19 protein-coding genes are annotated in these 19,918 nt (G+C 43.1%); 10 read left to right on the top strand and 9 right to left on the bottom strand.

What is annotated here, in order from left to right:
- Positions 1 to 284 precede the first annotated feature (284 nt).
- Together panM and JI723_RS16875 are read left to right on the top strand one after the other, a co-directional pair.
- Complete coding sequence (gene panM, locus JI723_RS16870; protein ID WP_272580736.1) at positions 285 to 689, top strand: aspartate 1-decarboxylase autocleavage activator PanM; 405 nt, start codon at positions 285 to 287, stop codon at positions 687 to 689.
- A gap of 4 nt (positions 690 to 693) precedes the next feature.
- Positions 694 to 1,083 (top strand): VOC family protein, encoded by a 390-nt coding sequence (locus JI723_RS16875; RefSeq protein WP_337979577.1) that lies wholly within the window; start codon positions 694 to 696, stop codon positions 1,081 to 1,083.
- Positions 1,084 to 1,155: 72 nt separating this feature from the next.
- On the opposite strand, the gene rpoH is transcribed toward JI723_RS16875, so the two are convergent.
- From rpoH to ftsY, 4 genes are all read right to left on the bottom strand, one after another.
- Entirely contained in the window at positions 1,156 to 2,034 is an 879-nt protein-coding gene (rpoH, locus tag JI723_RS16880; RefSeq protein ID WP_070928993.1) for an RNA polymerase sigma factor RpoH, read from the bottom strand.
- A gap of 220 nt (positions 2,035 to 2,254) precedes the next feature.
- Positions 2,255 to 3,232, bottom strand: a complete 978-nt coding sequence (gene ftsX, locus JI723_RS16885; protein ID WP_319067458.1) for a permease-like cell division protein FtsX — start codon at positions 3,230 to 3,232, stop codon at positions 2,255 to 2,257.
- Entirely contained in the window at positions 3,225 to 3,890 is a 666-nt protein-coding gene (gene ftsE, locus JI723_RS16890) for a cell division ATP-binding protein FtsE (protein ID WP_070928995.1), read from the bottom strand. The genes ftsX and ftsE overlap by 8 nt, the downstream gene beginning before the upstream one ends.
- 6 nt (positions 3,891 to 3,896) lie before the next feature.
- Complete coding sequence (gene ftsY / locus JI723_RS16895; protein WP_337979578.1) at positions 3,897 to 5,867, bottom strand: signal recognition particle-docking protein FtsY; 1,971 nt, start codon at positions 5,865 to 5,867, stop codon at positions 3,897 to 3,899.
- Between the two features lie 357 nt (positions 5,868 to 6,224).
- Here ftsY and rsmD point away from each other — a divergent pair, with 357 nt between their 5' ends.
- Both rsmD and JI723_RS16905 read left to right on the top strand, forming a co-directional pair.
- Complete coding sequence (gene rsmD, locus JI723_RS16900) at positions 6,225 to 6,827, top strand: 16S rRNA (guanine(966)-N(2))-methyltransferase (protein WP_175442546.1); 603 nt, start codon at positions 6,225 to 6,227, stop codon at positions 6,825 to 6,827.
- Positions 6,817 to 7,104, top strand: a complete 288-nt coding sequence (locus JI723_RS16905) for a DUF1145 family protein (protein ID WP_272581257.1) — start codon at positions 6,817 to 6,819, stop codon at positions 7,102 to 7,104. Before rsmD ends, JI723_RS16905 begins: the two co-directional genes overlap by 11 nt.
- Positions 7,105 to 7,109: 5 nt before the next feature.
- Here the strand turns inward: JI723_RS16905 and JI723_RS16910 are convergent, their stop codons facing one another.
- Entirely contained in the window at positions 7,110 to 7,460 is a 351-nt protein-coding gene (locus JI723_RS16910) for a DUF2500 domain-containing protein (RefSeq protein WP_272581258.1), read from the bottom strand.
- Positions 7,461 to 7,570: 110 nt separating this feature from the next.
- Here JI723_RS16910 and JI723_RS16915 point away from each other — a divergent pair, with 110 nt between their 5' ends.
- The 3 genes from JI723_RS16915 (at position 7,571) to JI723_RS16925 (ending at position 12,095) form a co-directional block, all read left to right on the top strand.
- Positions 7,571 to 8,197: a lysoplasmalogenase gene (locus tag JI723_RS16915; RefSeq protein ID WP_175442547.1), complete on the top strand. Its 627-nt coding sequence runs from the start codon at positions 7,571 to 7,573 to the stop codon at positions 8,195 to 8,197.
- 278 nt (positions 8,198 to 8,475) lie between these two features.
- A complete protein-coding gene (locus tag JI723_RS16920) occupies positions 8,476 to 10,863 on the top strand; it encodes a zinc/cadmium/mercury/lead-transporting ATPase (RefSeq protein WP_272581259.1) in 2,388 nt (795 codons plus the stop codon).
- Between the two features lie 221 nt (positions 10,864 to 11,084).
- Positions 11,085 to 12,095, top strand: a complete 1,011-nt coding sequence (locus JI723_RS16925) for an Rpn family recombination-promoting nuclease/putative transposase (protein WP_337979579.1) — start codon at positions 11,085 to 11,087, stop codon at positions 12,093 to 12,095.
- Positions 12,096 to 12,203: 108 nt separating this feature from the next.
- Here JI723_RS16925 and tusA read toward each other — a convergent pair whose 3' ends face one another.
- Entirely contained in the window at positions 12,204 to 12,458 is a 255-nt protein-coding gene (tusA, locus tag JI723_RS16930) for a sulfurtransferase TusA (protein ID WP_070929026.1), read from the bottom strand.
- A 310-nt stretch (positions 12,459 to 12,768) separates the two neighbouring features.
- On the opposite strand from tusA, the gene JI723_RS16935 reads away from it, so the two are divergent.
- The 3 genes from JI723_RS16935 to dhaL all read left to right on the top strand — a co-directional run bounded on the left by JI723_RS16935 (position 12,769) and on the right by dhaL (position 15,505).
- Positions 12,769 to 13,437: a 7-cyano-7-deazaguanine/7-aminomethyl-7-deazaguanine transporter gene (locus tag JI723_RS16935; RefSeq protein WP_272581261.1), complete on the top strand. Its 669-nt coding sequence runs from the start codon at positions 12,769 to 12,771 to the stop codon at positions 13,435 to 13,437.
- Between the two features lie 358 nt (positions 13,438 to 13,795).
- Positions 13,796 to 14,866 (top strand): dihydroxyacetone kinase subunit DhaK, encoded by a 1,071-nt coding sequence (gene dhaK / locus JI723_RS16940; RefSeq protein ID WP_337979580.1) that lies wholly within the window; start codon positions 13,796 to 13,798, stop codon positions 14,864 to 14,866.
- A gap of 18 nt (positions 14,867 to 14,884) precedes the next feature.
- Positions 14,885 to 15,505, top strand: a complete 621-nt coding sequence (gene dhaL / locus JI723_RS16945; protein WP_337979581.1) for a dihydroxyacetone kinase subunit DhaL — start codon at positions 14,885 to 14,887, stop codon at positions 15,503 to 15,505.
- Between the two features lie 105 nt (positions 15,506 to 15,610).
- Here dhaL and glpC read toward each other — a convergent pair whose 3' ends face one another.
- From glpC to glpA, 3 genes are read right to left on the bottom strand one after another with little or no spacing between them, the layout of a single operon-like run.
- Positions 15,611 to 16,804 (bottom strand): anaerobic glycerol-3-phosphate dehydrogenase subunit GlpC, encoded by a 1,194-nt coding sequence (glpC, locus tag JI723_RS16950; protein WP_140183041.1) that lies wholly within the window; start codon positions 16,802 to 16,804, stop codon positions 15,611 to 15,613.
- A complete protein-coding gene (gene glpB / locus JI723_RS16955; RefSeq protein WP_272581265.1) occupies positions 16,801 to 18,096 on the bottom strand; it encodes a glycerol-3-phosphate dehydrogenase subunit GlpB in 1,296 nt (431 codons plus the stop codon). Before glpB ends, glpC begins: the two co-directional genes overlap by 4 nt.
- On the bottom strand, positions 18,086 to 19,741 hold the full coding sequence (glpA, locus tag JI723_RS16960) for an anaerobic glycerol-3-phosphate dehydrogenase subunit A (protein WP_272581266.1): 1,656 nt from the start codon (positions 19,739 to 19,741) through the stop codon (positions 18,086 to 18,088). Before glpA ends, glpB begins: the two co-directional genes overlap by 11 nt.
- Positions 19,742 to 19,918 lie beyond the last annotated feature (177 nt).

A 19,918-nucleotide genomic window follows, 5' to 3' on the forward strand; every position in this document is an offset into this window, starting at 1 on the left:
GCCAATAAGACCATATATTTCATAACATTAAACAAGATAAATATGCTAAATAGCAAATGGATATGATAGATAATTACGTTATAAGCAGAATAAAAATCTAATGTTAATCGGTAGTTTTTGGCTAAATGCTAGTGTTATATTCTAGTTAAATTTAAATAAATCCGAGCTAAACTCGGAAGATCTCTTCAAGCCAAATTTTTAACTCTAAAATCTAAAAATCGGTTACAGATCACTCTGTCGGCAGGTGTGACTGAAAAATGAACGGGGAAACAGCTACAAATATCATGAAACTGACAATAATTCCTTTGGTGGATCCTACTGAACAACAATATCTTGACCTGTACAAAATCTGGACAGACCAGACCCGAAATCACGTCGATGATCTGATTAAATCAGAACAAAAAATCTATGCGGCGCGTTTTAATGATCGCCTACTTGGTGCTGCAAAAGTGCAAATTAACCACCAACAAGGAATTATTAGCCACTTTTTAATACGTGAGATCACCCGCCGTCGTGGTGTAGGGCTTTATTTGCTGGATGAAATTTGCCGACAACAGCCCCAAGTCACGCATTGGCTGTTTAGTTTAGAAGACGTTACCGATACAAATAAAAATATACTCATACCGTTTTTATTAGCCTGCGGCTTTACGGAAACAGCAAATGAAAATCAATGGGAAAAGCGAGTTTAATTAGATGAAACTAAAACGGATCCATCATGTTGCCATCATTGCTTCTGATTACGCATTGAGTAAACATTTTTATTGCCAGATCTTAGGTATGCATTTATTGGAAGAACATTATCGAGTAGAGTCTGATTCGTGGAAGGCCGATTTAGCACTAGATAATCAGTATCAAATTGAATTGTTTAGTTTTCCAACGCCACCACCACGTCTAAGTTACCCCGAAGCTTGTGGCTTACGTCATTTGGCGTTTAGCGTTGATGATCTTGATAAGTGGATTGATTATTTGCGCCAACATGATGTGGCTTGTGAAGCACCACGAGTGGATCCCTATACACAAAAAAGATTTACCTTTTTTGCTGATCCTGATGGATTACCCCTAGAGCTATATAGTGAGTCATAAAATAATTTCTGCATTTATTGCACCATAGTGATTGGTAACAATAAATGCAGGAGTAGATAGATTAAAAGAAGATTAGTATTCGTCTTCTTCGTCATCTTCCATAGCAGCACGCAATTTTTTCATTGCGTTTTTTTCCAGCTGGCGGACACGTTCAGCAGAAACACCATATTTGTCAGCCAGTTCTTGTAACGTCGTTTTATTATCATCATCCAACCAACGCGCGCGAATGATGTCTTGGCTACGTTCGTCTAATGAATCTAAAGCATCTGCAAGGCGATCTGTCGCATGGCTTTCCCAGTTATCTTCTTCGATAGAACCTGCAAAATCCGACGACTTATCTTGCAAGTACAGCACAGGCGCAACAGGCTGACCAAAATCACCGCTGTCATCATCGTCTGACATATCAAATGCCATGTCTTGCGCAGACATACGGGATTCCATTTCACGGACATCTTTTGTGCTAACACCCAGCTCTTTTGCCACCATATCTACTTCATCTTGATTAAACCAACCAAGACGTTTTTTGTTTTTTCTTAAGTTAAAAAACAGCTTACGTTGTGATTTAGTGGTTGCAACTTTAACAATACGCCAATTACGTAAGACGTATTCATGAATTTCAGCTTTGATCCAATGAACAGCGAAAGAAACTAAGCGAACGCCAACTTCTGGATTAAAGCGACGAACGGCCTTCATCAGGCCAATATTTCCTTCTTGAATGAGATCTGCCTGCGGTAAACCATAGCCTGCGTAGCTACGAGCCACATGGATCACAAAACGCAGGTGCGATAGGATCAATTGTTTTGCCGCATCCAGATCACCATGGTAATGCAGCCGTTCAGCAAGTTCCTTTTCTTCCTCAGCGGTGAGCATAGGATAAGCATTAGCCGCCCGCATATAGGCTTCAATACTTCCTTGCGGAACAAGTGCTAATGATTGCATGTCTTTGGTCATTCAGATCCTCATTGAAAATAATATAAAAGAGATTAATTCGATGTGATATACGAGATTAGTGAAACGTAGTTTAGCAGTTTTAGTGAGTCAAATAAATGACACTTACTATTATCGCAGCAAGTCAAAGTCAGACATTTGTAAAACTCAAAAGTTCCTACTTATATCGTTTTTTTTATCGGCACAGTCGGCAAAGTTGACCGCTGTGCCGATAATACTATGATTACTCAGGTGTAAAATGGCGTAGATGCTGAACTGTTGCTAGCCACGCGGCCACCCAACCAATCATTGCTGACATAAGAATAACCAATAATGATTCTTCCCATAGCAGTCCTTCGATATGGAATTGTGTGCCAAAGACACTCGCAACTTGGGTCACAACATCGGATAACTTCCAAACCAATAGTGCAGACATAATCAGGGAGATCACTGCACCAAGTGCCCCCATTAGCAAGCCGCCATGTAGGAATGGCCGCATAATAAATCCATCTGTCGCACCGATGAGTTTCATAACATTAATGGTATCTCGACGGGCAAAAATATTTAAACGTACACTATTACCAATAACAAGGAATAGCGACACAATCATTAAAACACCAATCACCGTCGCAATTTGCCCAACCAACTGAGTCAACGCCGCAAGTCGAGAGAACCAGCTGTCATCCATGCGTACTTCTTCAATACCACTAACCTGACCGACTCGGTCACGTAAGGTGGTTAACACCTCTGAGCTTTGAAAATCAATTTTTGGTGTAATGATTGCCACAGCAGGTAATGGGTTTTCTTCTAACATATCAAGTGCGGTACTAAAACCCGACCAACTACGGAACTCGCTCATCGCTTGATCACGTGACAAGTAGTTTACACTTTCAACCCCATCAAGGGCTTGCAGTTGATTAACCACATTTTGTCCACCTTGCTCATCAAGGGATTTATCTAAATAAACAGTAAGCTGAGGCGTCGGATACCATTGGTTTGCTGCTTGAGCAACGTTTTTCCAAACAATGTAACAAAGACTTGGTAAAGCTAAAGAAATTGCAATTACCATAACCGTCAAAAAGGTCGCTAGAGGCTGTCTTAGCATATCCGCAATCGTATTTAACCATGCATAACGCCATTGCTCACGCCAGCCACCTTTCAACGCTTTGGTTTTTGACTGCATTGGCCTTTCTGGTCTACCTTTGCGTACATTTTTAGCCATGTTGACCTCCGACCATTCTTCCTTCACTCAGGGTCAGTACACGGCAGTTACGTCGCTCAATCAATGCAATATCATGAGTCGCCATGAGCACCGTTACACCAACACGATTGAACTCTTCAAACAAACGCATGATCCCCTCAGACAATTCGCCATCAAGGTTACCCGTTGGTTCATCCGCTAATAACATCGTTGGTTTATTGACTACCGCACGGGCAATACCAACACGTTGTTGCTCACCGCCAGATAATTGTATTGGCAGGTTTTTTGCTTTATCAAGCAAACCAACTTTGTCCAAAGCCGCCGAAACTCGACGACGAATATCTTCTGAACTCGCCCCTGAAATAATCAATGGCATCGCGACGTTGTCATAAACTGTTCTATCAAATAGCAGGTGATGATCTTGAAAAATCATCCCAATTTGCCTGCGCAAGAAAGGGATCTCCCGATTTTTCAATCGACTGATATCATGACCATTAAACAGTATATGCCCTGCACTTGGGCGCTCAATACCACAAATGAGTTTGAGTAGCGTACTTTTACCGGCACCTGAGTGCCCAGTTAAAAAAGCCATCTCTCCCGGTTGCAGATGAAAATCTACCCCCTGAAGAGCCTGCCGGCCACCACGATAAGCTTTACTGACATGTTCAAAGCGGATCATCGAAAATTATTCCTCTCGGGCAAATAGAGCCTCGATAAAGTCGTCTGCTTTAAATGGGCGCAAATCTTCAATTCCCTCACCAATACCGATATAACGAATAGGAATACCGAATTGATCAGCAATAGAGAAGATAACCCCACCTTTTGCTGTACCATCGAGCTTAGTCAATGTAATACCTGTCAGACCTACAGCATCATTAAAAAGTTTCGCCTGACTGACAGCATTTTGTCCAGTACTTGCATCTAAGGTTAGCATGATTTCATGCGGCGCTTCTTCGTCCAGTTTCTTCATGACTCGGACGATTTTTTTCAATTCTTCCATCAAGTGCGCTTTGTTTTGCAAGCGACCTGCGGTATCAGCGATAAGAACATCCACACCTTTTGCTTGTGCAGATTGAATGGCATCAAAAATCACAGATGCAGGATCGGCACCCGTATGTTGAGCGACAACAGGGATCTGATTACGCTCACCCCATACTTGTAATTGCTCAACCGCCGCAGCACGGAAAGTGTCTCCAGCCGCTAACATGACGCTTTTCCCTTCGGACTGATACTGGCGAGCTAATTTACCAATGGTGGTTGTTTTACCCACACCATTAACCCCAACCATAAGAATAACATAGGGTTTCTTGTCTTCAATAACCAGCGGTTTGTCCGCACCTGCTAAAATATCAGACATTTCTTCACGCAGACGACCATATAACGCTTCTGCATTTTTTAAATCTTTACGACTTGCATGTGCAGTTAAGTTATCAATGATCTTGCGCGTAGTTTCAACGCCAACATCGGCGATCAACAGCTGTTCTTCTAATTCATCAAAAAGATCATCATCAATTTTTTTCCCCGTGAATAAACCAAGGAAACCTGAACCTAAATTTTGACGAGTTTTTAATAAACCTTTTTTCAAACGACTAAAGAAACCTTCTTTTTTCGGTTTCTCTTGTTCAACTTGCTTAGGCTCTTCCTCTTCGGTTTGTTCACTGAGAACTTCATCGCGTAATGCAACAATTTCTTGTGCTTCAAGCTCAGCTTGTTCCGCAGCTTGGCGTTGACGCTCGGCTTCTTCTTCCGCTACACGCGCCGCTTCCGCAGCTTGGCGATCACGTTCCGCTTGCTCTGCTGCGGCTTTCGCAGCCGCCAGCTCTGCTTGGCGTTGACGCTCGGCTTCCTCTTCCGCTACACGCGCCGCTTCTGCGGCTTGGCGATCACGTTCGGCTTGCTCTGCTGCGGCTTTCGCTGCTGCCTGCTCTGCTTGACGTTGGCGTTCAGCTTCTTCTTCCGCTACACGCGCCGCTTCCGCGGCTTGGCGATCACGTTCCGCTTGCTCTGCTGCGGCTTTCGCTGCCGACAGCTCTGCTTGACGTTGGCGCTCGGCTTCTTCTTCCGCTACACGCGCCGCTTCCGCAGCTTGGCGATCACGTTCCGCTTGCTCTGCTGCGGCTTTCGCTGCTGCCAGCTCTGCTTGACGTTGACGCTCGGCTTCTTCTTCCGCTACACGCGCCGCTTCCGCAGCTTGGCGATCACGTTCCGCTTGCTCTGCTGCGGCTTTCGCTGCTGCCAGCTCTGCTTGACGTTGGCGTTCAGCTTCTTCTTCCGCTACACGCGCCGCTTCTGCGGCTTGGCGATCACGTTCCGCTTGTTCTTGCGCGGCTTTCTCAGCCGCCAGCTCTGCTTGACGTTGGCGTTCAGCTTCTTCTTGAGCTGCTTTTAACTCAGCTTGCTGTGCTTGATGTAAGCGCTCCGCCTCTTCTTCAGCTGCCTTAATTGCCGCTTGCTCTTGCGCTTGCTTCTCTTGATACTGGCGCTCGGCTTCATCTTCAGCTGCTTTGATGGCAGCTTCATTATCTTGTTGTTGCAGCTCATTCGCTTTAGCAGCATCTATTTTTTGTTGTTCTGCTTCTTGCTGTTGGGTCTCTTTTTCGTCTTTACGACCAAAACCCAACCATGAGAAAAAGCCTTTTTTCTTGTCTTTAGCCATCAGCCACTACACTCCTCGCGGTAAAAACATGGCGCTTAATAATTAAATCGCAATAAAATTACATGCAGTCTATCATTTCATCGCGCTGCAACACATATCTGAAAGAAAAATCATGACAATTTAATCTGATTTTTTAAGTAAAAACTGTGAAAATGACGCGCTACAATAGATATACTCTCAATAATTCAGGGTGCGGCTAGGCAACTGATGAACCAATCACTAGACGCATAGAACACTATGTCACTAGTGCGCATGAACGTAGTCACTCTACCTTAACGAAAAGTGCTACAACTTGAGGTATGGCGAGTATAACATCAATTTTTCGACGCTCAGTTACATTGAGCAGCAATGGATATTATGGCAAAAAAACCACAAAGTGCATCAATCGGTCAAATACGTATCATCGGTGGAAAATGGCGCGGAAGAAAACTCCCTGTCCGCGATAGTGAGGGCTTACGTCCCACCACCGATAGAATTAAAGAAACCTTATTTAACTGGCTAATGCCTATTGTACGAGATGCGCGTTGCCTTGATTGCTTTGCGGGTAGTGGCTCACTGGGGTTTGAAGCCCTCTCTCGATTTGCTGATCATGTGACTTTTATTGAATTAGAGAAACAAAACAGCCAGTTACTCACTGAAAATAAAGCACGTTTGCAAGCAGATAACGCCACAATTGTACAAGGAAATAGCCTTGCAGTGCTTGCACAAACAGGCACCCCTTTTGATGTGGTGTTTATTGATCCCCCTTTTCGCAAGGGCTTACTACTCGAAACCATTCAACTATTAGAAAAAAACCAATGGTTAGCCGATGAAAGCTGGATATATGTAGAATCAGAAGCGGAGTCACCACTTACTAACATTCCAACAAATTGGCAGCTGCATCGTGAGAAAATTGCAGGCCAAGTCGCCTATCGTTTATTTATTCGTCATTCAATTGAGGAAACAAGCCATGCTAATTAATGCAGGCCGTGTGCTAATGATTTGTGTTTGGGCATTTATGGTATTCAATTTAATCCATCCATTTCCTAAGCCTCTGAAGTATTTTATGGATATTGCGATGATCTTTATGATTTTCATGCATGCATTGCAGACTATCTTTTTAAAAGCTACCTTAGCCAAAGACGAAAAATTATCAGGTTGGCTGCAAACACGTATTTTCTTTTTTGGCGTATTTGAGATGTTAGCCATGCAAAAGAAACAAAAACAAGCCATTGAAGACGCTAAGAAAAAACAATAAAACCGTTAATCAGGTATGAAGCCAAGAAACCTTGTCCCTTGCATGCGCAAAGTTCCTTGGCTGCCTTGTTCAATCTCTTGATACTGTTTTTCGGTTACGATCACTTTCATCACCTTCATGTTATTCAATGGCTTGAAATAAACTTCGTAGCGGAAAGTTTCCGGTGACACGACATCACGTTCACGAGAGCGCATATTTGGATAAGGATAGTCTTTTTTACTTTCTACCACGACGGAGTAGCTAACGGGTAAAGAACTATCATTAATTTCATTTTGCTTGCGTTGGTCAAAAAAACGTTTAGTCGCTAATACTGCAATAATCGCAAACACAATAATTAATAAAATTGGTTTATTCATAAATTTAACATTGCACTTAATCTGTTCAACAATATAGTTTATCTTAATGTCAAAGAACTAATACCACCACAGTTGCTTCATTTATTCGAATCTATAAGGATGTGTTTATGATTAGTTGGCCATTCCTTGCCGTACTTTTTTCTGGTTGGCTGTATGTTGATGCCGCTTATCGTGGCCCTGAGTGGCAACGCTGGCTATTTCGTCCTATCACACTGATATTACTACTACTTTGGGGGTGGAACGCTGATTTTTTAACCTCTCAAGGTTATCTGATCTTGGCCGGTTTAGCAGTTTCACTACTGGCTGATATGATGCGCATGCTATCAAGTGAGCGCTTACTTGCATCTGTAGCTTTGATGTTCACTAGCTACCTGCTCTATACCATCAGTTTTGGTATGCAACTTGATTTCAGCTTATACCTACCTTGGCTTCCTATCCCTCTAGTCATTGCAGCTATCACCCTAGTTTTAATTTGGACCAAATTAGAAGATATGCAAGCGATGGTGTTTGCTTTGTTAATCATGAGCATGATCATGGCATGGGTCGCTGGTGACCAGTTCTTTGGTTTAGGTCGTGATTACAACTTTTCCATTATGGTTGGCGCTTTCTTGCTATTTATTTCCAACTGTATTTGGCTGATTGCACGCTTCCGCTTCTCGTTTAAAGCATCTAAAGCGATTGTTGCCGCACTCTATTTCCTTGGGCAATTCTTTATTATCCGAGCGATTTATCTATAAAATACACTTCGCCAATTGATAAAATTCTCAAATAGCATTTATTGTCAATTGGCGCCCCTTTATTTATTTGACTCTGGAGTAGACTCCAAAGTGTAGACTTATCAATATTGATCATACTCCAAATAATTCTAGTTGCAGATAGGCGACAAGCGAAGATAGACGGGGAGCATAGATAAACTATGTGACCTAGGCGTAACGCAGTCACTTATACCTTAGCGAAAAGCCCTGCAAATTGAAGTATGACGAGTATAAGTTTATTGTTTGATAAGGGGGCTTATATGCACTCACACAACCATAAAGAAGCACATCAGCACACCAGTTCTTGCTGCTCAAGTAACAGCTGTTCGTCTACCGCTGTACAAAATAGTCAAAAAGTAAGTGATGACTCACATACCCATGCTCATAGTACTGTTGAGAAACACCCTGACGATGATGAGGAGACTCATCAGCACACAGGCTGTAGTAGTTCCTCTCATCAAACTCATGATCATACAGAACATCAACATGGCTCTGCCTGTAGCGTATCTCATAATGTGGCAGACGAAATTGAGCCCGTACAAACAGCGGGACAACGTTTCAACTGGATAATCCGTGGGATGGATTGCCCGAGTTGTGCGCAAAAAATCGAAAATGCCGTTAAACAAATACCACAAGTGACTCAAGCTAAGGTTTTGTTTGCAACTGAAAAGTTGGTGGTTGATGCCGATAGTGATATCAGTGCAACCGTCCGCTCAACCGTTGAAGCCGCGGGTTATGAATTACATGATGTTGGTAATAATAGCGCTGCAACAATCGCGCCACCGCAGAGCCTGTTAAGCGAATCCAAACCCGTTATTATTTTAGCTATCCTGATGGCCATTAGCTGGGGTATTGAGCTGATCAACCCGAAAGTTGGCCTGATTGCTTTTACATTAACGACATTGTTTGGGCTTTACCCTATTGCACGTAAATCATTACGTTTAATTAGAACAGGTACACCTTTTGCCATCGAAACATTGATGACAGTAGCAGCTATCGGTGCCATTTTTATCCAAGCTACCGAAGAAGCGGCAATGGTTATCTTGCTATTTATGTTAGGCGAAATGTTGGAGTCCTACTCCGCAGGCCGAGCAAGGCGCGGAGTCAGTGCACTGATGGCTCTTGTTCCTGAAGAAGCCATCTTAGTGAAAGATGGGCAAAAAATGACGGTTCCGGTTTCACAATTACGTCCAGGCGATATTATTGAAATTGCACCGGGCGGGCGTTTACCAACAGATGCTGAATTGGTTTCTGGTTTTGCTAGTTTTGATGAAAGCTCACTAACGGGGGAATCTGTCCCTGTTGAACGTAATGTAGGTGAAAAAGTCGCGGCGGGTTGTTTATCTGTTGATCGCGCTGTACAGATGAAAGTGGTTTCTGAGCAAGGTCAAAATGCTATCGACCGCATCCTACAGCTGATTGAAGAAGCGGAAGAGCGCCGTGCGCCTATTGAGCGCTTTATTGATCGCTTTAGCCGTATTTATACTCCATTAATCATGCTGTTTTCGGCACTCGTTGTTGTTATTCCACCTATTTTCTTTAGTGCGCCATGGGAAACATGGATTTATCGCGGTTTAACGCTGTTACTAATAGGTTGTCCTTGTGCATTAGTTATTTCAACACCAGCAGCAATCACTTCAGCCCTAGCAACGGCAACACGCCGAGGTGCATTAATTAAAGGTGGTGCCGCATTAGAACAACTCGGTTCTGTTACGACAATTGCATTGGATAAAACAGGCACCTTAACTGAAGGTAAACCTCATGTTACCGATTTAGTGCCCGTTGATGGTTTATCTGAAAATGAGTTAGTGAGGATCACTGCATCCGTTGAGGCAGGTTCACATCACCCATTAGCTAAAGCAGTCATTAATAAAGCAGAAGCACTGTCTATCACGGTTGTCGAAGCTGAAAATCGCAAAGCCTTGGCAGGTAAAGGTGTTGAAGGCTACCTTGGTGATAAACATATCTTAGTGAGTGCACCAAGCCGCTTAGATACACCGCTTGAGCCAACTTGGCAGAATCAAGTTGAAGCACTTGAAGCGCAAGGTAAAACGGTTGTTGTGACGTTAGAAAACAACCAAGTTATTGGTTTAACTGCACTACAAGATACCTTACGTAGTGATGCTACTGATGCAATGACTATGCTTAAAGCGCTCAATGTTAATGCCGTTATGTTAACGGGAGATAACCCACGAGCGGCAAGTGCTATCGCAGGACAACTCGGTATGGAATACCGTGCAGGTTTGCTCCCTGAAGACAAAGTCACCGCGGTAATGGAATTAAACCGTAATCACAGCACCATGATGGTTGGTGATGGCATCAATGATGCGCCAGCAATGAAAGCATCCAGTATTGGCGTTGCAATGGGTAGTGGAACTGATGTAGCACTGGAAACGGCAGACGCTGCGCTGACACATAACCGTTTAACCGGTTTGCCAGAAATCATTGCGCTGTCCCAAGCAACTCGTAAGATCATTCGTGAAAACATTACTATTGCACTTGGTTTAAAAGCGGTGTTCTTAGTGACCAGCTTGCTGGGGATCACAGGGTTATGGGTAGCAGTACTCGCCGATTCAGGGGCTACGGCTCTAGTAACGGCGAATGCCGTACGGTTATTGAAAGTGAAATTGCCGCAAGTGAAAAAATAGCCATCATTATTGATCGCATCTAGTTAAAAGCGCCCTTGTGGCGCTTTTTTAATACACATAGCAAACTCATTACTAGTCAACTAAGCAACTATTGTTTTTTACTACTAATCAAATGTAGTTTTCGTTTAAATGATAAGACTAATACTTTGTTTTAATTGATTAATTTTTGCTAAAATTAGGAGTAACTTGCTCCTCTCTCACCGTCATATTGGTTACTATCAATGCTCCAAAATAACTTTGATATATACGCTATGTCACTACAGCCACCTAAAACACCGCATGATGCGACTTTTAAGGGTTTTCTGAACCAAGTCGATAATGCACGAGACTTTTTTGATATTTACCTTCCAGAAAATATCAAATCATTATGTGATTTTAAGACGCTAGCACTCACTAACTCGTCTTTTATCGATAATAAATTGCGTTCACGATTGTCAGATGTTCTCTACTCTGTAAAAACAGATATGGGCGATGGTTATTTTTATTTATTAGTCGAACATCAATCAACGCCAGATAAATTAATGAGTTGGCGATTGATGTACTATGCTTTTTCCGCAATGAACCAACACTTACAGCAAGGACACAAGGTACTACCATTGGTTGTACCCATACTGTTTTATCATGGAAAAATGTCCCCCTACCCTTATCAGAATTTATGGACTCGCTGCTTTGATTGGAAAGAGCTTGCCGAAGAGCTGTATTTTAAACCGTTTCCTTTAGTTGATATCACTGTCATAGATGATAATGAGCTAGCTAATCATCGAAAAATTGCAGTAATGGAACTGGCAATGAAGCATAAAAACCTGCGTGATGAATACCAACGAATGGTTGAACTCTTTGCTCAAACGCTCAATAATAATGGTAACAGTCAAGATGACATTACGATTATTTTGCAGTACTTACTGGTGGTTTTGGAGTCTCCAGAGCACTTTGAACAAATAATTCATTGCTTTAGTCAGCAAATTCCACAACATAAAGAGGTGGTTATGAATTTAGCAGAGCGGCTACGACAAGAAGGTCAGGAAAAAGGTCATAAAATAGGTATTGAAGAAGGTATTGAAGAAGGTATTGAAAAAGGCCGTAAAATAGGCGTTGAAGAAGGTGTCAAAATAACCCAACGTCAAATGGTAAAATCGCTCTTCACTGCTGGCGCTAATATTGAATTAATTATGGCAGGCACAAAATTGAGCCGCGAAGAGATTTTGTCACTGATTGAAGAGCAAACTCAATAACTAAGAGAAAAATCAAGGCGCTAGTTCCGATATAGAACTTGCGTTGTACCTTGATCTATTTTAAATAAATAACATATTCCCAGCCAGTCATACGGTTTCAAATCACAGTTACAGCCCTTCTGCTTTTTTGCGTAACAAATAGCGATAAGGTGCTTGTTCCGCTTCAACCGCCAGCAATTCATGTTCCATAAAACGGCAAAATCCGGGTATATCGCGCGTTGTTGCTGGGTCATCGGCAATAATCAGTAATGTGTCTCCCGCTGCCATTCCACGAACAGTTTTACGAACTAACATCACAGGTTCAGGACAACGTAAGCCAAGTGTATCAAGGGTTTTTGTGGCATTTGCAAATGAATCAGACATAACCATACTTATAAAAAAATAAATGATGTTTTGATTATATAATAAAAAGCCTATCTCAGGTTTAACAGTTTTGCTTTTGTTGCGCAACAAACGTATTATACTCCAAATAATTCAAGGTGCAGCTAGGCGACAAGTGAGCAAGTCGCTAGGAGCATAGATAACTATGTGACTGGCGCGAGTGAGTGTAGTCACTTATACCTTAACGAAAGGCGCTGCAACTTGAAGTATAACGAGTATATACACGCTCCCTCGATGTCGAGGCTATGTTTTATGGGTTCCCTCACCCCATGGCTACTTAAAAAGGTACAATATGTTTACGTTCACTGCGCAGCAACGAGCCACTGCGTTAATTTGGCTCTCGTTATTCCACGTCCTAATTATTACCTCTAGTAACTATTTAGTGCAGCTACCGATTAATATTTTCGGTTTCCACACCACATGGGGGGCATTTACCTTTCCCTTTATTTTCTTAGCCACCGATTTGACAGTGCGTATTTATGGCGCGCCACTAGCTCGCCGTATCATTACCGCGGTTATGCTACCTGCACTGCTGATCTCTTACGTCATATCCGCACTGTTTTTCCAAGGAGCATGGCAAGGTTTTAGCGCTCTCAATGAATTTAATCTGTTTGTTGCACGTATCGCAGCCGCCAGTTTTATGGCTTATGTATTAGGACAAATACTGGATGTCAGCGTATTTAATAAATTACGCCAGAACAAACGTTGGTATGTCGCCCCTGCGTGCGCCATGTTTTTTGGTAACTTGATTGACACGATTGCCTTCTTCTTCATTGCATTTTACCGCAGTAGTGATCCTTTTATGGCCGCTAATTGGGTGGAGATTGCTTTAGTGGATTACACTTTTAAGCTGTTAATCTGTATGTTATTTTTCTTACCAGCCTATGGTGTACTACTCAACTTTATCCTAAAAACCTTCTTTGCCCACACCTCGGAGCAAAAACTGGCTGATCAACATTAATTTGCTGAGTTTGAGAGGGAAAATGTTCCCTCTCATCGACGAATAAAAATTACCGATCCAACTCTCATTTTATAGGTTTGCCCCATCAATAATTCCACAGCCGTGATAGTCTGATTGCACAATCGAAACGAACCGCGCTGTTTACGTTTCAATTCACTCAAAAAAGAACACAAACGAACAGATATATACTCTAAATAATTCGAGTTGCAGCTAGGCGACAAGTGAATGAGTCGCTAGGAGCATAGAAAACTATGTGACTGGCGCGAGTGAGCGTAGTCACTTATACCTTAACGAAAGGCGCTGCAACTTGAAGTATGACGAGTATAACCATCGACCTCTATTTTCTGGAGTTTGTAAGATGAAAAAACTGATTAACCGTGTTGAAGATATCATCAGTGAAGTCAATCAAGGGCTGGTAGCGGCTCACCCCGAACTGCGTTTAAATATCGATCCTACCTACCTAGTTCATAAGGATGCTCCAATAAAGAATAAAGTGGGGTTATTGTCTGGAGGTGGCAGCGGTCATGAACCCATGCACAGCGGATACATCGGACTCGGCATGCTGGATGGAGCATGTCCCGGAGAAATGTTTACCTCGCCGACACCTGACCAAATGATGGAATGTGCGATGGCCATTGACAGTGGCGAAGGTGTCTTGATGATCATCAAAAACTATACAGGGGATGTTCTCAATTTCGAAACTGCCGCCGAGCTACTGCATGATGCAGGTACTCAAGTCGCAACAGTTTTAGTCGATGATGACGTGGCAGTAAAAGATAGTCTATATACCGCAGGGCGTCGTGGTGTTGCCAACACCGTATTAATGGAAAAAATACTTGGTGCGGCTGCGGTTAAAGGATACACACTTGACCAGCTCGTCGAACTGGGCCACAAAACCAATAATAATGGCTACAGTTTAGGAGTGGCGTTACACGCTTGTACTGTACCAGCAGCAGGAAAACCTTCATTTGAGCTACCTGATAATGAAATGGAATTTGGTGTTGGCATTCACGGAGAACCGGGTATTGAACGGCGCAGTTTTAGCAATTTAAATAATACGGTTGATCAGATGTTCCAAACTTTGATCGACAATGGTCATTATGAACGCGTGATCCGCCAATGGGATCGTCAAAATAGCTGCTGGCAAGAACATAAACAGATCAAACAGCCATTAAAAAAAGGCGATCGTGTCATTGCCCTCGTCAATAACCTAGGCGCAACCCCGCTATCTGAGCTCTATGCGGTATACCATCGTTTACAAACTTGTTGTCACCAATTTGGCCTCACTATTGAGCGTAACCTAGTCGGTTCATACTGCACTGCGCTTGATATGCAAGGCGTTTCAATCACCTTATTAAAAGTTGATGACGAAACGTTGATGCTCTGGGACGAACCCGTTAACACCCCTGCTTTACGTTGGAAATGCTAGGCCAAAGGAGTAATACAAATGAATTTAACACAACAACAGATCTATCATTGGTTAATCCAATGTTCGCAGACCTTTGCTCAAGAACAAAACAATCTAACCGAGCTAGATACAGCAATTGGCGATGGTGACCATGGTCTTAATATGAACCGAGGCTTTCAAAAAGTCGCCGAAAAGCTGCCTTCTGTCGAAGACAAAGACATTGCTACTTTGCTTAAAACAACAGGTATGACATTACTTTCGAGTGTTGGCGGAGCGAGCGGCCCATTATTTGGGACTTTTTTTATTAAGGCAGCTCAAAGTGCGGCTGGTAAAGAAGCGCTGAGCGTCGCAGATTTGGCAGAGCTTATTAAAACAGGTACTGAAGGCGTGGTTTCTCGAGGCAAAGCAGAACCAAATGATAAAACCATGTGTGATGTGTGGTGGCCAGTGAGTACTGCTCTCGAAAATGCTGCTTCCCAACCTTTAAATGAAGCCATTTCAGCAGCAGTAGAAGCCGCAAAGCAAGGTGTTGAATCGACTATTCCAATGCAAGCACGCAAAGGAAGAGCCAGTTACCTCGGGGAACGCAGTATTGGCCATGCTGATCCGGGTGGTACCTCAGTATTGCTCCTGATGAAAACGCTTCAACAGTCACTGTAGTTTTCCATTCTGCTGGCGATATCTCTCGCCAGTGCCATCCCGACTCATAACATAAAAAAAGAGAAAGGTTTTATGCCTTTCTCTAATGGGTTAACCAAACAACGATTATAATGCTTTGGCTAATAAGCTAATCGGATGCTCACATTTTTTACTGGTCGACATCTCAATTTGCCATTTACAGGTTTCACAGTCAGTGATCACCATATCAGCACCGCTTTCTTCAATTTGTCTGAACAATCCTGCGCCAATCCCTTGAGATACTTCATAGTTCTCTTTTTTGAACCCGTAAGTCCCCGCGATACCACAACACTGAGAATCAAGCACAATCAGCTCCACCCCCGGTACACGTTTGATCAGCTCTAATGTATAAGATGTCCAACCCATTTTTTCCATATGGCATGGTGTATGGTAGGCGACTTTTAATGGTGTATGTTTAAGTTTTAACTCACGACCTTGCTCTAATAAACGATAAATGTAACGCGTTGCTAGCTCAATATTTTCACGCATTTGCGATGTATCCACATCAAGCACATGAGGGTATTCATCACGGATAGTGAAAGTACAGGTTGATGAGGTCGCAACAACAGGTACATGATTTTCAAGGATCGTTTCCTGTAGCGACTCTAGGTTTACATTCGCTTGCCGTTTCGCCTGTTTCATAAAACCATTCGCGATCAATGCCACACCACAGCATTTTTCACGTTTCAGTAATTGAACACCGATCCCCATGCCATTGAAGACTTTAATAAGATCTTTGCCAAGCTGTGGGTGATTGTAATTCACATAACAACCATGGAAAAAAGCCACTTGCTCTGCAAACTTTTGCTGCTCCGCAGCTTGTTTTGCATACCAACGGCGGAAAGTCCCAAACGAGTACTTAGGCAACTCACGGCGATGATCGATTTTCAATGCCTTATCAAGGATCTGACGAACCGGTTTCAAACCCGTGATCGTATTAACCACGGGAGCAAAAGGCGTTGATAATGATCCCATCAGATCGGTATGACTTAAGATAGCATCTCGTAATTTCGGTTTCTGCTGGCTATAGGTATTACGAGCCCGCGCGATAATATCGCCAATTTTTACGTCTGACGGGCAAGCAACCTCGCACCGTTTACAGTTAGTACAATATTTTAGCGCTTCGTCATACATCATCGGGTCTTTTAAGCGTAAACGCTCCCCATCAGGCCCCGCTTGTTTTGGCCCCGGATACAGAGGATTCACCTTAGCAACAGGGCAATAGGTCGTACACACTGTACATTTAATACAGCTTTCAAAGCTTGCATCCTGAATACTCATTGTGCCACCTCCGCCTGCATGGCTTTTTGTCTTGCAAAGTAACCAATAATTTCTTCAGCGGCGTGCAAACCACTGATCAATGAAACCCCTGCACCACAGCCCTCGGTTAAAGGATCAAAGCCCCCTAAAATAGCGCCAGCAACATATAAATTTTCAAATGTCTGACCCTCTTTTTGCGCACGTAGCTGGTCATCAGTTTGTACTCCGAACGCCATATAAGGCTGTGAAGCAAAAAACTCTTTGTTAGTCCATTGACCACGCTGAGGAATATCACACAAATCAAGGTGCATTAACGGTTCATATACGCGATCAAATTCAGCAACTAATCCATTATTGAAAAAACTCCCAGTCGCCAATACAAATTGAGAGGCTTTCAATGAGATATCACCGTGATTGCGTGTCATCACAGACTCAATGCGTGATCCCACACAATTCACGGAAGTTACTTTATCGCCTGGCATGATAATGCCACCTTGACGGCGAAATTGACGTAATAATGCTTCGTGTAATCGAATTCCTAATAATGATGGGGGGAGTGTTGGCAATAAATAAATAGGCTTACCGAGTTGCTTTTGTAGCTCAAGCAACGGTTCTTCACTATCTAGGCCAATACAAGCTGGCATGAAAATAGACTCTGATTCAGCAACTAATGGGGCCATTTCAGCGACAATTTGCGCCATATTTTCAGGGCGATCTAGCCAACGAGCGACATTGATTGCCCTAAATTCGCTGGCATTTTCTCTTAATCTGTCCAACAGCGGTAAGTGAACATAATAGGCACTCGCGGCAAGGCCTTCGCGTTGTAACTCATCCGATACCATTTGTGGTTGGAAGTCTAAAAAACCCTCGATACCTACAACAGCAATTTTCCCCATCTTCATTTTTTTATGCAGATCAACGGTTGGCACTGATTTAGGGCTTAGCCATGTTAGTCGTTTATGGCCTAAAGGCGTGATACGGTAATGGTTCTCATCACTAGAGCCTTTGAGCTTTATACCACTTTGTTGCAATAAAGCTTCGGCTTGGTGAGTTAGCTTAATTACGGCTAACTTCCCAAGACGACTATAAGGATGATGTGGTGACTGTTCACTCAGCGCTTCTAAAGCTTCAAGAGGTCTTTCAACTAATTGACCATTAGGCAAATGGGTTAATAAATCCAAGGAGCCTGAAGAAAAATGCAACGCATTTTGTCCCGCACTCACAATGGCACAAGATAAACCTGACTGTGTTAAACGAATACCACAGATAAGGCCAGCTAGCCCTCCTCCCATGACGACTGCATCATATTTCATTGCCAGCCTCCTTGTCAGATCCTTTACTTAATGTGGTTTCATTCATGCCACATAGCCCATGATAAACCCAGCTGGTAAATTCGCTTTCACGTAACGCATCTCCCCATGCAATTGGGCGCACACCTTTCCAACGCTCATTGAGAAAATGACTTAATTGCTGTTCAGTTTCATGAGGTGTTGTAACATTAAAACGATTTAATAGCCCTGCTGCGCGACATGCACATAGCTCTCCCTGACAAGTTCCCATTCCGACTCGAGTACGACGACGTAAATCTAGTAAGTTATTCACTGTCAAAGAGTTAACCGCATAGCGGACTTCCCCTGCGGTGACCGCTTCACATTCACACACCAAGCTTTTATCTAATCGGTCAGTGCTCAGTATCGCCGAAGCACGATCACCATGACGATAAACTGCTGAGCCGCGAATTGGCGCAGGAATGGCCACGACATTACGTAATGCTTCTTCAGCGCTATGCTGCGAGCCCGGCAACGCGGCTTCCGCGGTGGTACATTTCGCTGAATGACCTAGTTTTTCACACACTTTATCAGTTGCCCACTCAGCCATGAGGCGATAGGTCATCAACTTACCACCAGTGATAGTAATAAAGTTTTCCAAGCCATCGCGTTTCGCATGGTCGAGTAACACAATACCACGGCTGACATTACGACCTGATGGATCATCGTCACTCGCCACTAAAGGACGAACGCCGGCGTAAGCACGCAAAATACGCGTTTTCGCTAATGCAGGTGACAACATCGAACCTTCACGAATCAAAATATCGACTTCTTCAGGTGTCACATACATATTATCGATTTGGTCATATTCGATATGCGTTGATGTAGTTCCAATCAATGAAATAGTGTCACCCGGAACTAAAATATCGGCGTCCGCAGGTTTACGACAACGGTTAATGACCATATTGTTTAGACGATGGCCCAAAATCAATAAAGCCCCTTTGGCTGGGAACATTTTGATTTTTAAATCTGCATATTCGGCGATTTTCTGACCCCAAATCCCCCCTGCGTTAACCACGATTTCCGCGTAAATATCATACTGTTGTTTAGCTTGGTGATCATAAACAGTCACACCACGGACTTTGTCGCCATCACGAATTAAGCCTATTACTTCATGATAAGTCAGTACTTTGGCACCATGCTCACGAGCATCCAACATATTGGCTGCGGTTAAACGGAAAGGATCTACCGTACCATCAGGCACTCTAACCGCACCTATCAGTTGTGGATTGACTGACGGTTCAAGGCGAATAGCTTCTGCGGGATCGATGGCATTCGCATCAATACCCGCCGCTTGGCAGGCACGAATAAATTGTTGTTGATATTCAAGCGAGTCTTCTGGAAGTGTAATAAACAAACCATCTGTCCGCTCAATACAATGATGTGCAATACGTTTTAGTATTTTATTTTCTTCAATACACTCTCTTGCTGACTCGCCGTCAGTGACAGCATAGCGCGCACCACTATGTAACAAGCCATGGTTACGCCCTGTTGCACCAGTAGCAATATCATGGCGTTCAAGCAAAACTGTTTTTAAACCTCGGCGGGCGCAGTCACGAGCAACACCTGCACCTGTTGCGCCACCACCGATAATGATGACATCCGTTTCAGCTACAGATGAACCATTCATGTCGTCTTCCTCACATTCATCAACACTACTTTTAGTATGGTCTATTTTTATAATCTATAACTAAATATAGACAAGAAACGTGCTCAGTGTTTGATAAGGAACAAAAACGAAAGCAATTACGTCTAAATAAGTAATAAAAAGACAAAAATCGTGACAAACATCACAAAAAATTCACTT

The organism is Providencia manganoxydans (genome assembly GCF_016618195.1).
Classification (GTDB): Bacteria; Pseudomonadota; Gammaproteobacteria; order Enterobacterales; family Enterobacteriaceae; genus Providencia; species Providencia manganoxydans.

Bases quoted from the DNA above. Each gene is read 5' to 3' on its own strand.
- dhaK (WP_337979580.1), top strand. From the start codon at position 13,796: ATGAAAAAACTGATTAACCGTGTTGAAGATATCATCAGTGAAGTCAAT.
- dhaL (WP_337979581.1), top strand. From the start codon at position 14,885: ATGAATTTAACACAACAACAGATCTATCATTGGTTAATCCAATGTTCG.
- rsmD (WP_175442546.1), top strand. From the start codon at position 6,225: ATGGCAAAAAAACCACAAAGTGCATCAATCGGTCAAATACGTATCATC.
- ftsY (WP_337979578.1), bottom strand. From the start codon at position 5,867: ATGGCTAAAGACAAGAAAAAAGGCTTTTTCTCATGGTTGGGTTTTGGT.
- rpoH (WP_070928993.1), bottom strand. From the start codon at position 2,034: ATGACCAAAGACATGCAATCATTAGCACTTGTTCCGCAAGGAAGTATT.
- JI723_RS16925 (WP_337979579.1), top strand. From the start codon at position 11,085: ATGCTCCAAAATAACTTTGATATATACGCTATGTCACTACAGCCACCT.
- JI723_RS16910 (WP_272581258.1), bottom strand. From the start codon at position 7,460: ATGAATAAACCAATTTTATTAATTATTGTGTTTGCGATTATTGCAGTA.
- JI723_RS16905 (WP_272581257.1), top strand. From the start codon at position 6,817: ATGCTAATTAATGCAGGCCGTGTGCTAATGATTTGTGTTTGGGCATTT.
- JI723_RS16935 (WP_272581261.1), top strand. From the start codon at position 12,769: ATGTTTACGTTCACTGCGCAGCAACGAGCCACTGCGTTAATTTGGCTC.
- JI723_RS16920 (WP_272581259.1), top strand. From the start codon at position 8,476: ATGCACTCACACAACCATAAAGAAGCACATCAGCACACCAGTTCTTGC.
- ftsE (WP_070928995.1), bottom strand. From the start codon at position 3,890: ATGATCCGCTTTGAACATGTCAGTAAAGCTTATCGTGGTGGCCGGCAG.
- tusA (WP_070929026.1), bottom strand. From the start codon at position 12,458: ATGTCTGATTCATTTGCAAATGCCACAAAAACCCTTGATACACTTGGC.
- panM (WP_272580736.1), top strand. From the start codon at position 285: ATGAAACTGACAATAATTCCTTTGGTGGATCCTACTGAACAACAATAT.
- glpC (WP_140183041.1), bottom strand. From the start codon at position 16,804: ATGAGTATTCAGGATGCAAGCTTTGAAAGCTGTATTAAATGTACAGTG.
- glpA (WP_272581266.1), bottom strand. From the start codon at position 19,741: ATGAATGGTTCATCTGTAGCTGAAACGGATGTCATCATTATCGGTGGT.
- glpB (WP_272581265.1), bottom strand. From the start codon at position 18,096: ATGAAATATGATGCAGTCGTCATGGGAGGAGGGCTAGCTGGCCTTATC.
- JI723_RS16875 (WP_337979577.1), top strand. From the start codon at position 694: ATGAAACTAAAACGGATCCATCATGTTGCCATCATTGCTTCTGATTAC.
- ftsX (WP_319067458.1), bottom strand. From the start codon at position 3,232: ATGGCTAAAAATGTACGCAAAGGTAGACCAGAAAGGCCAATGCAGTCA.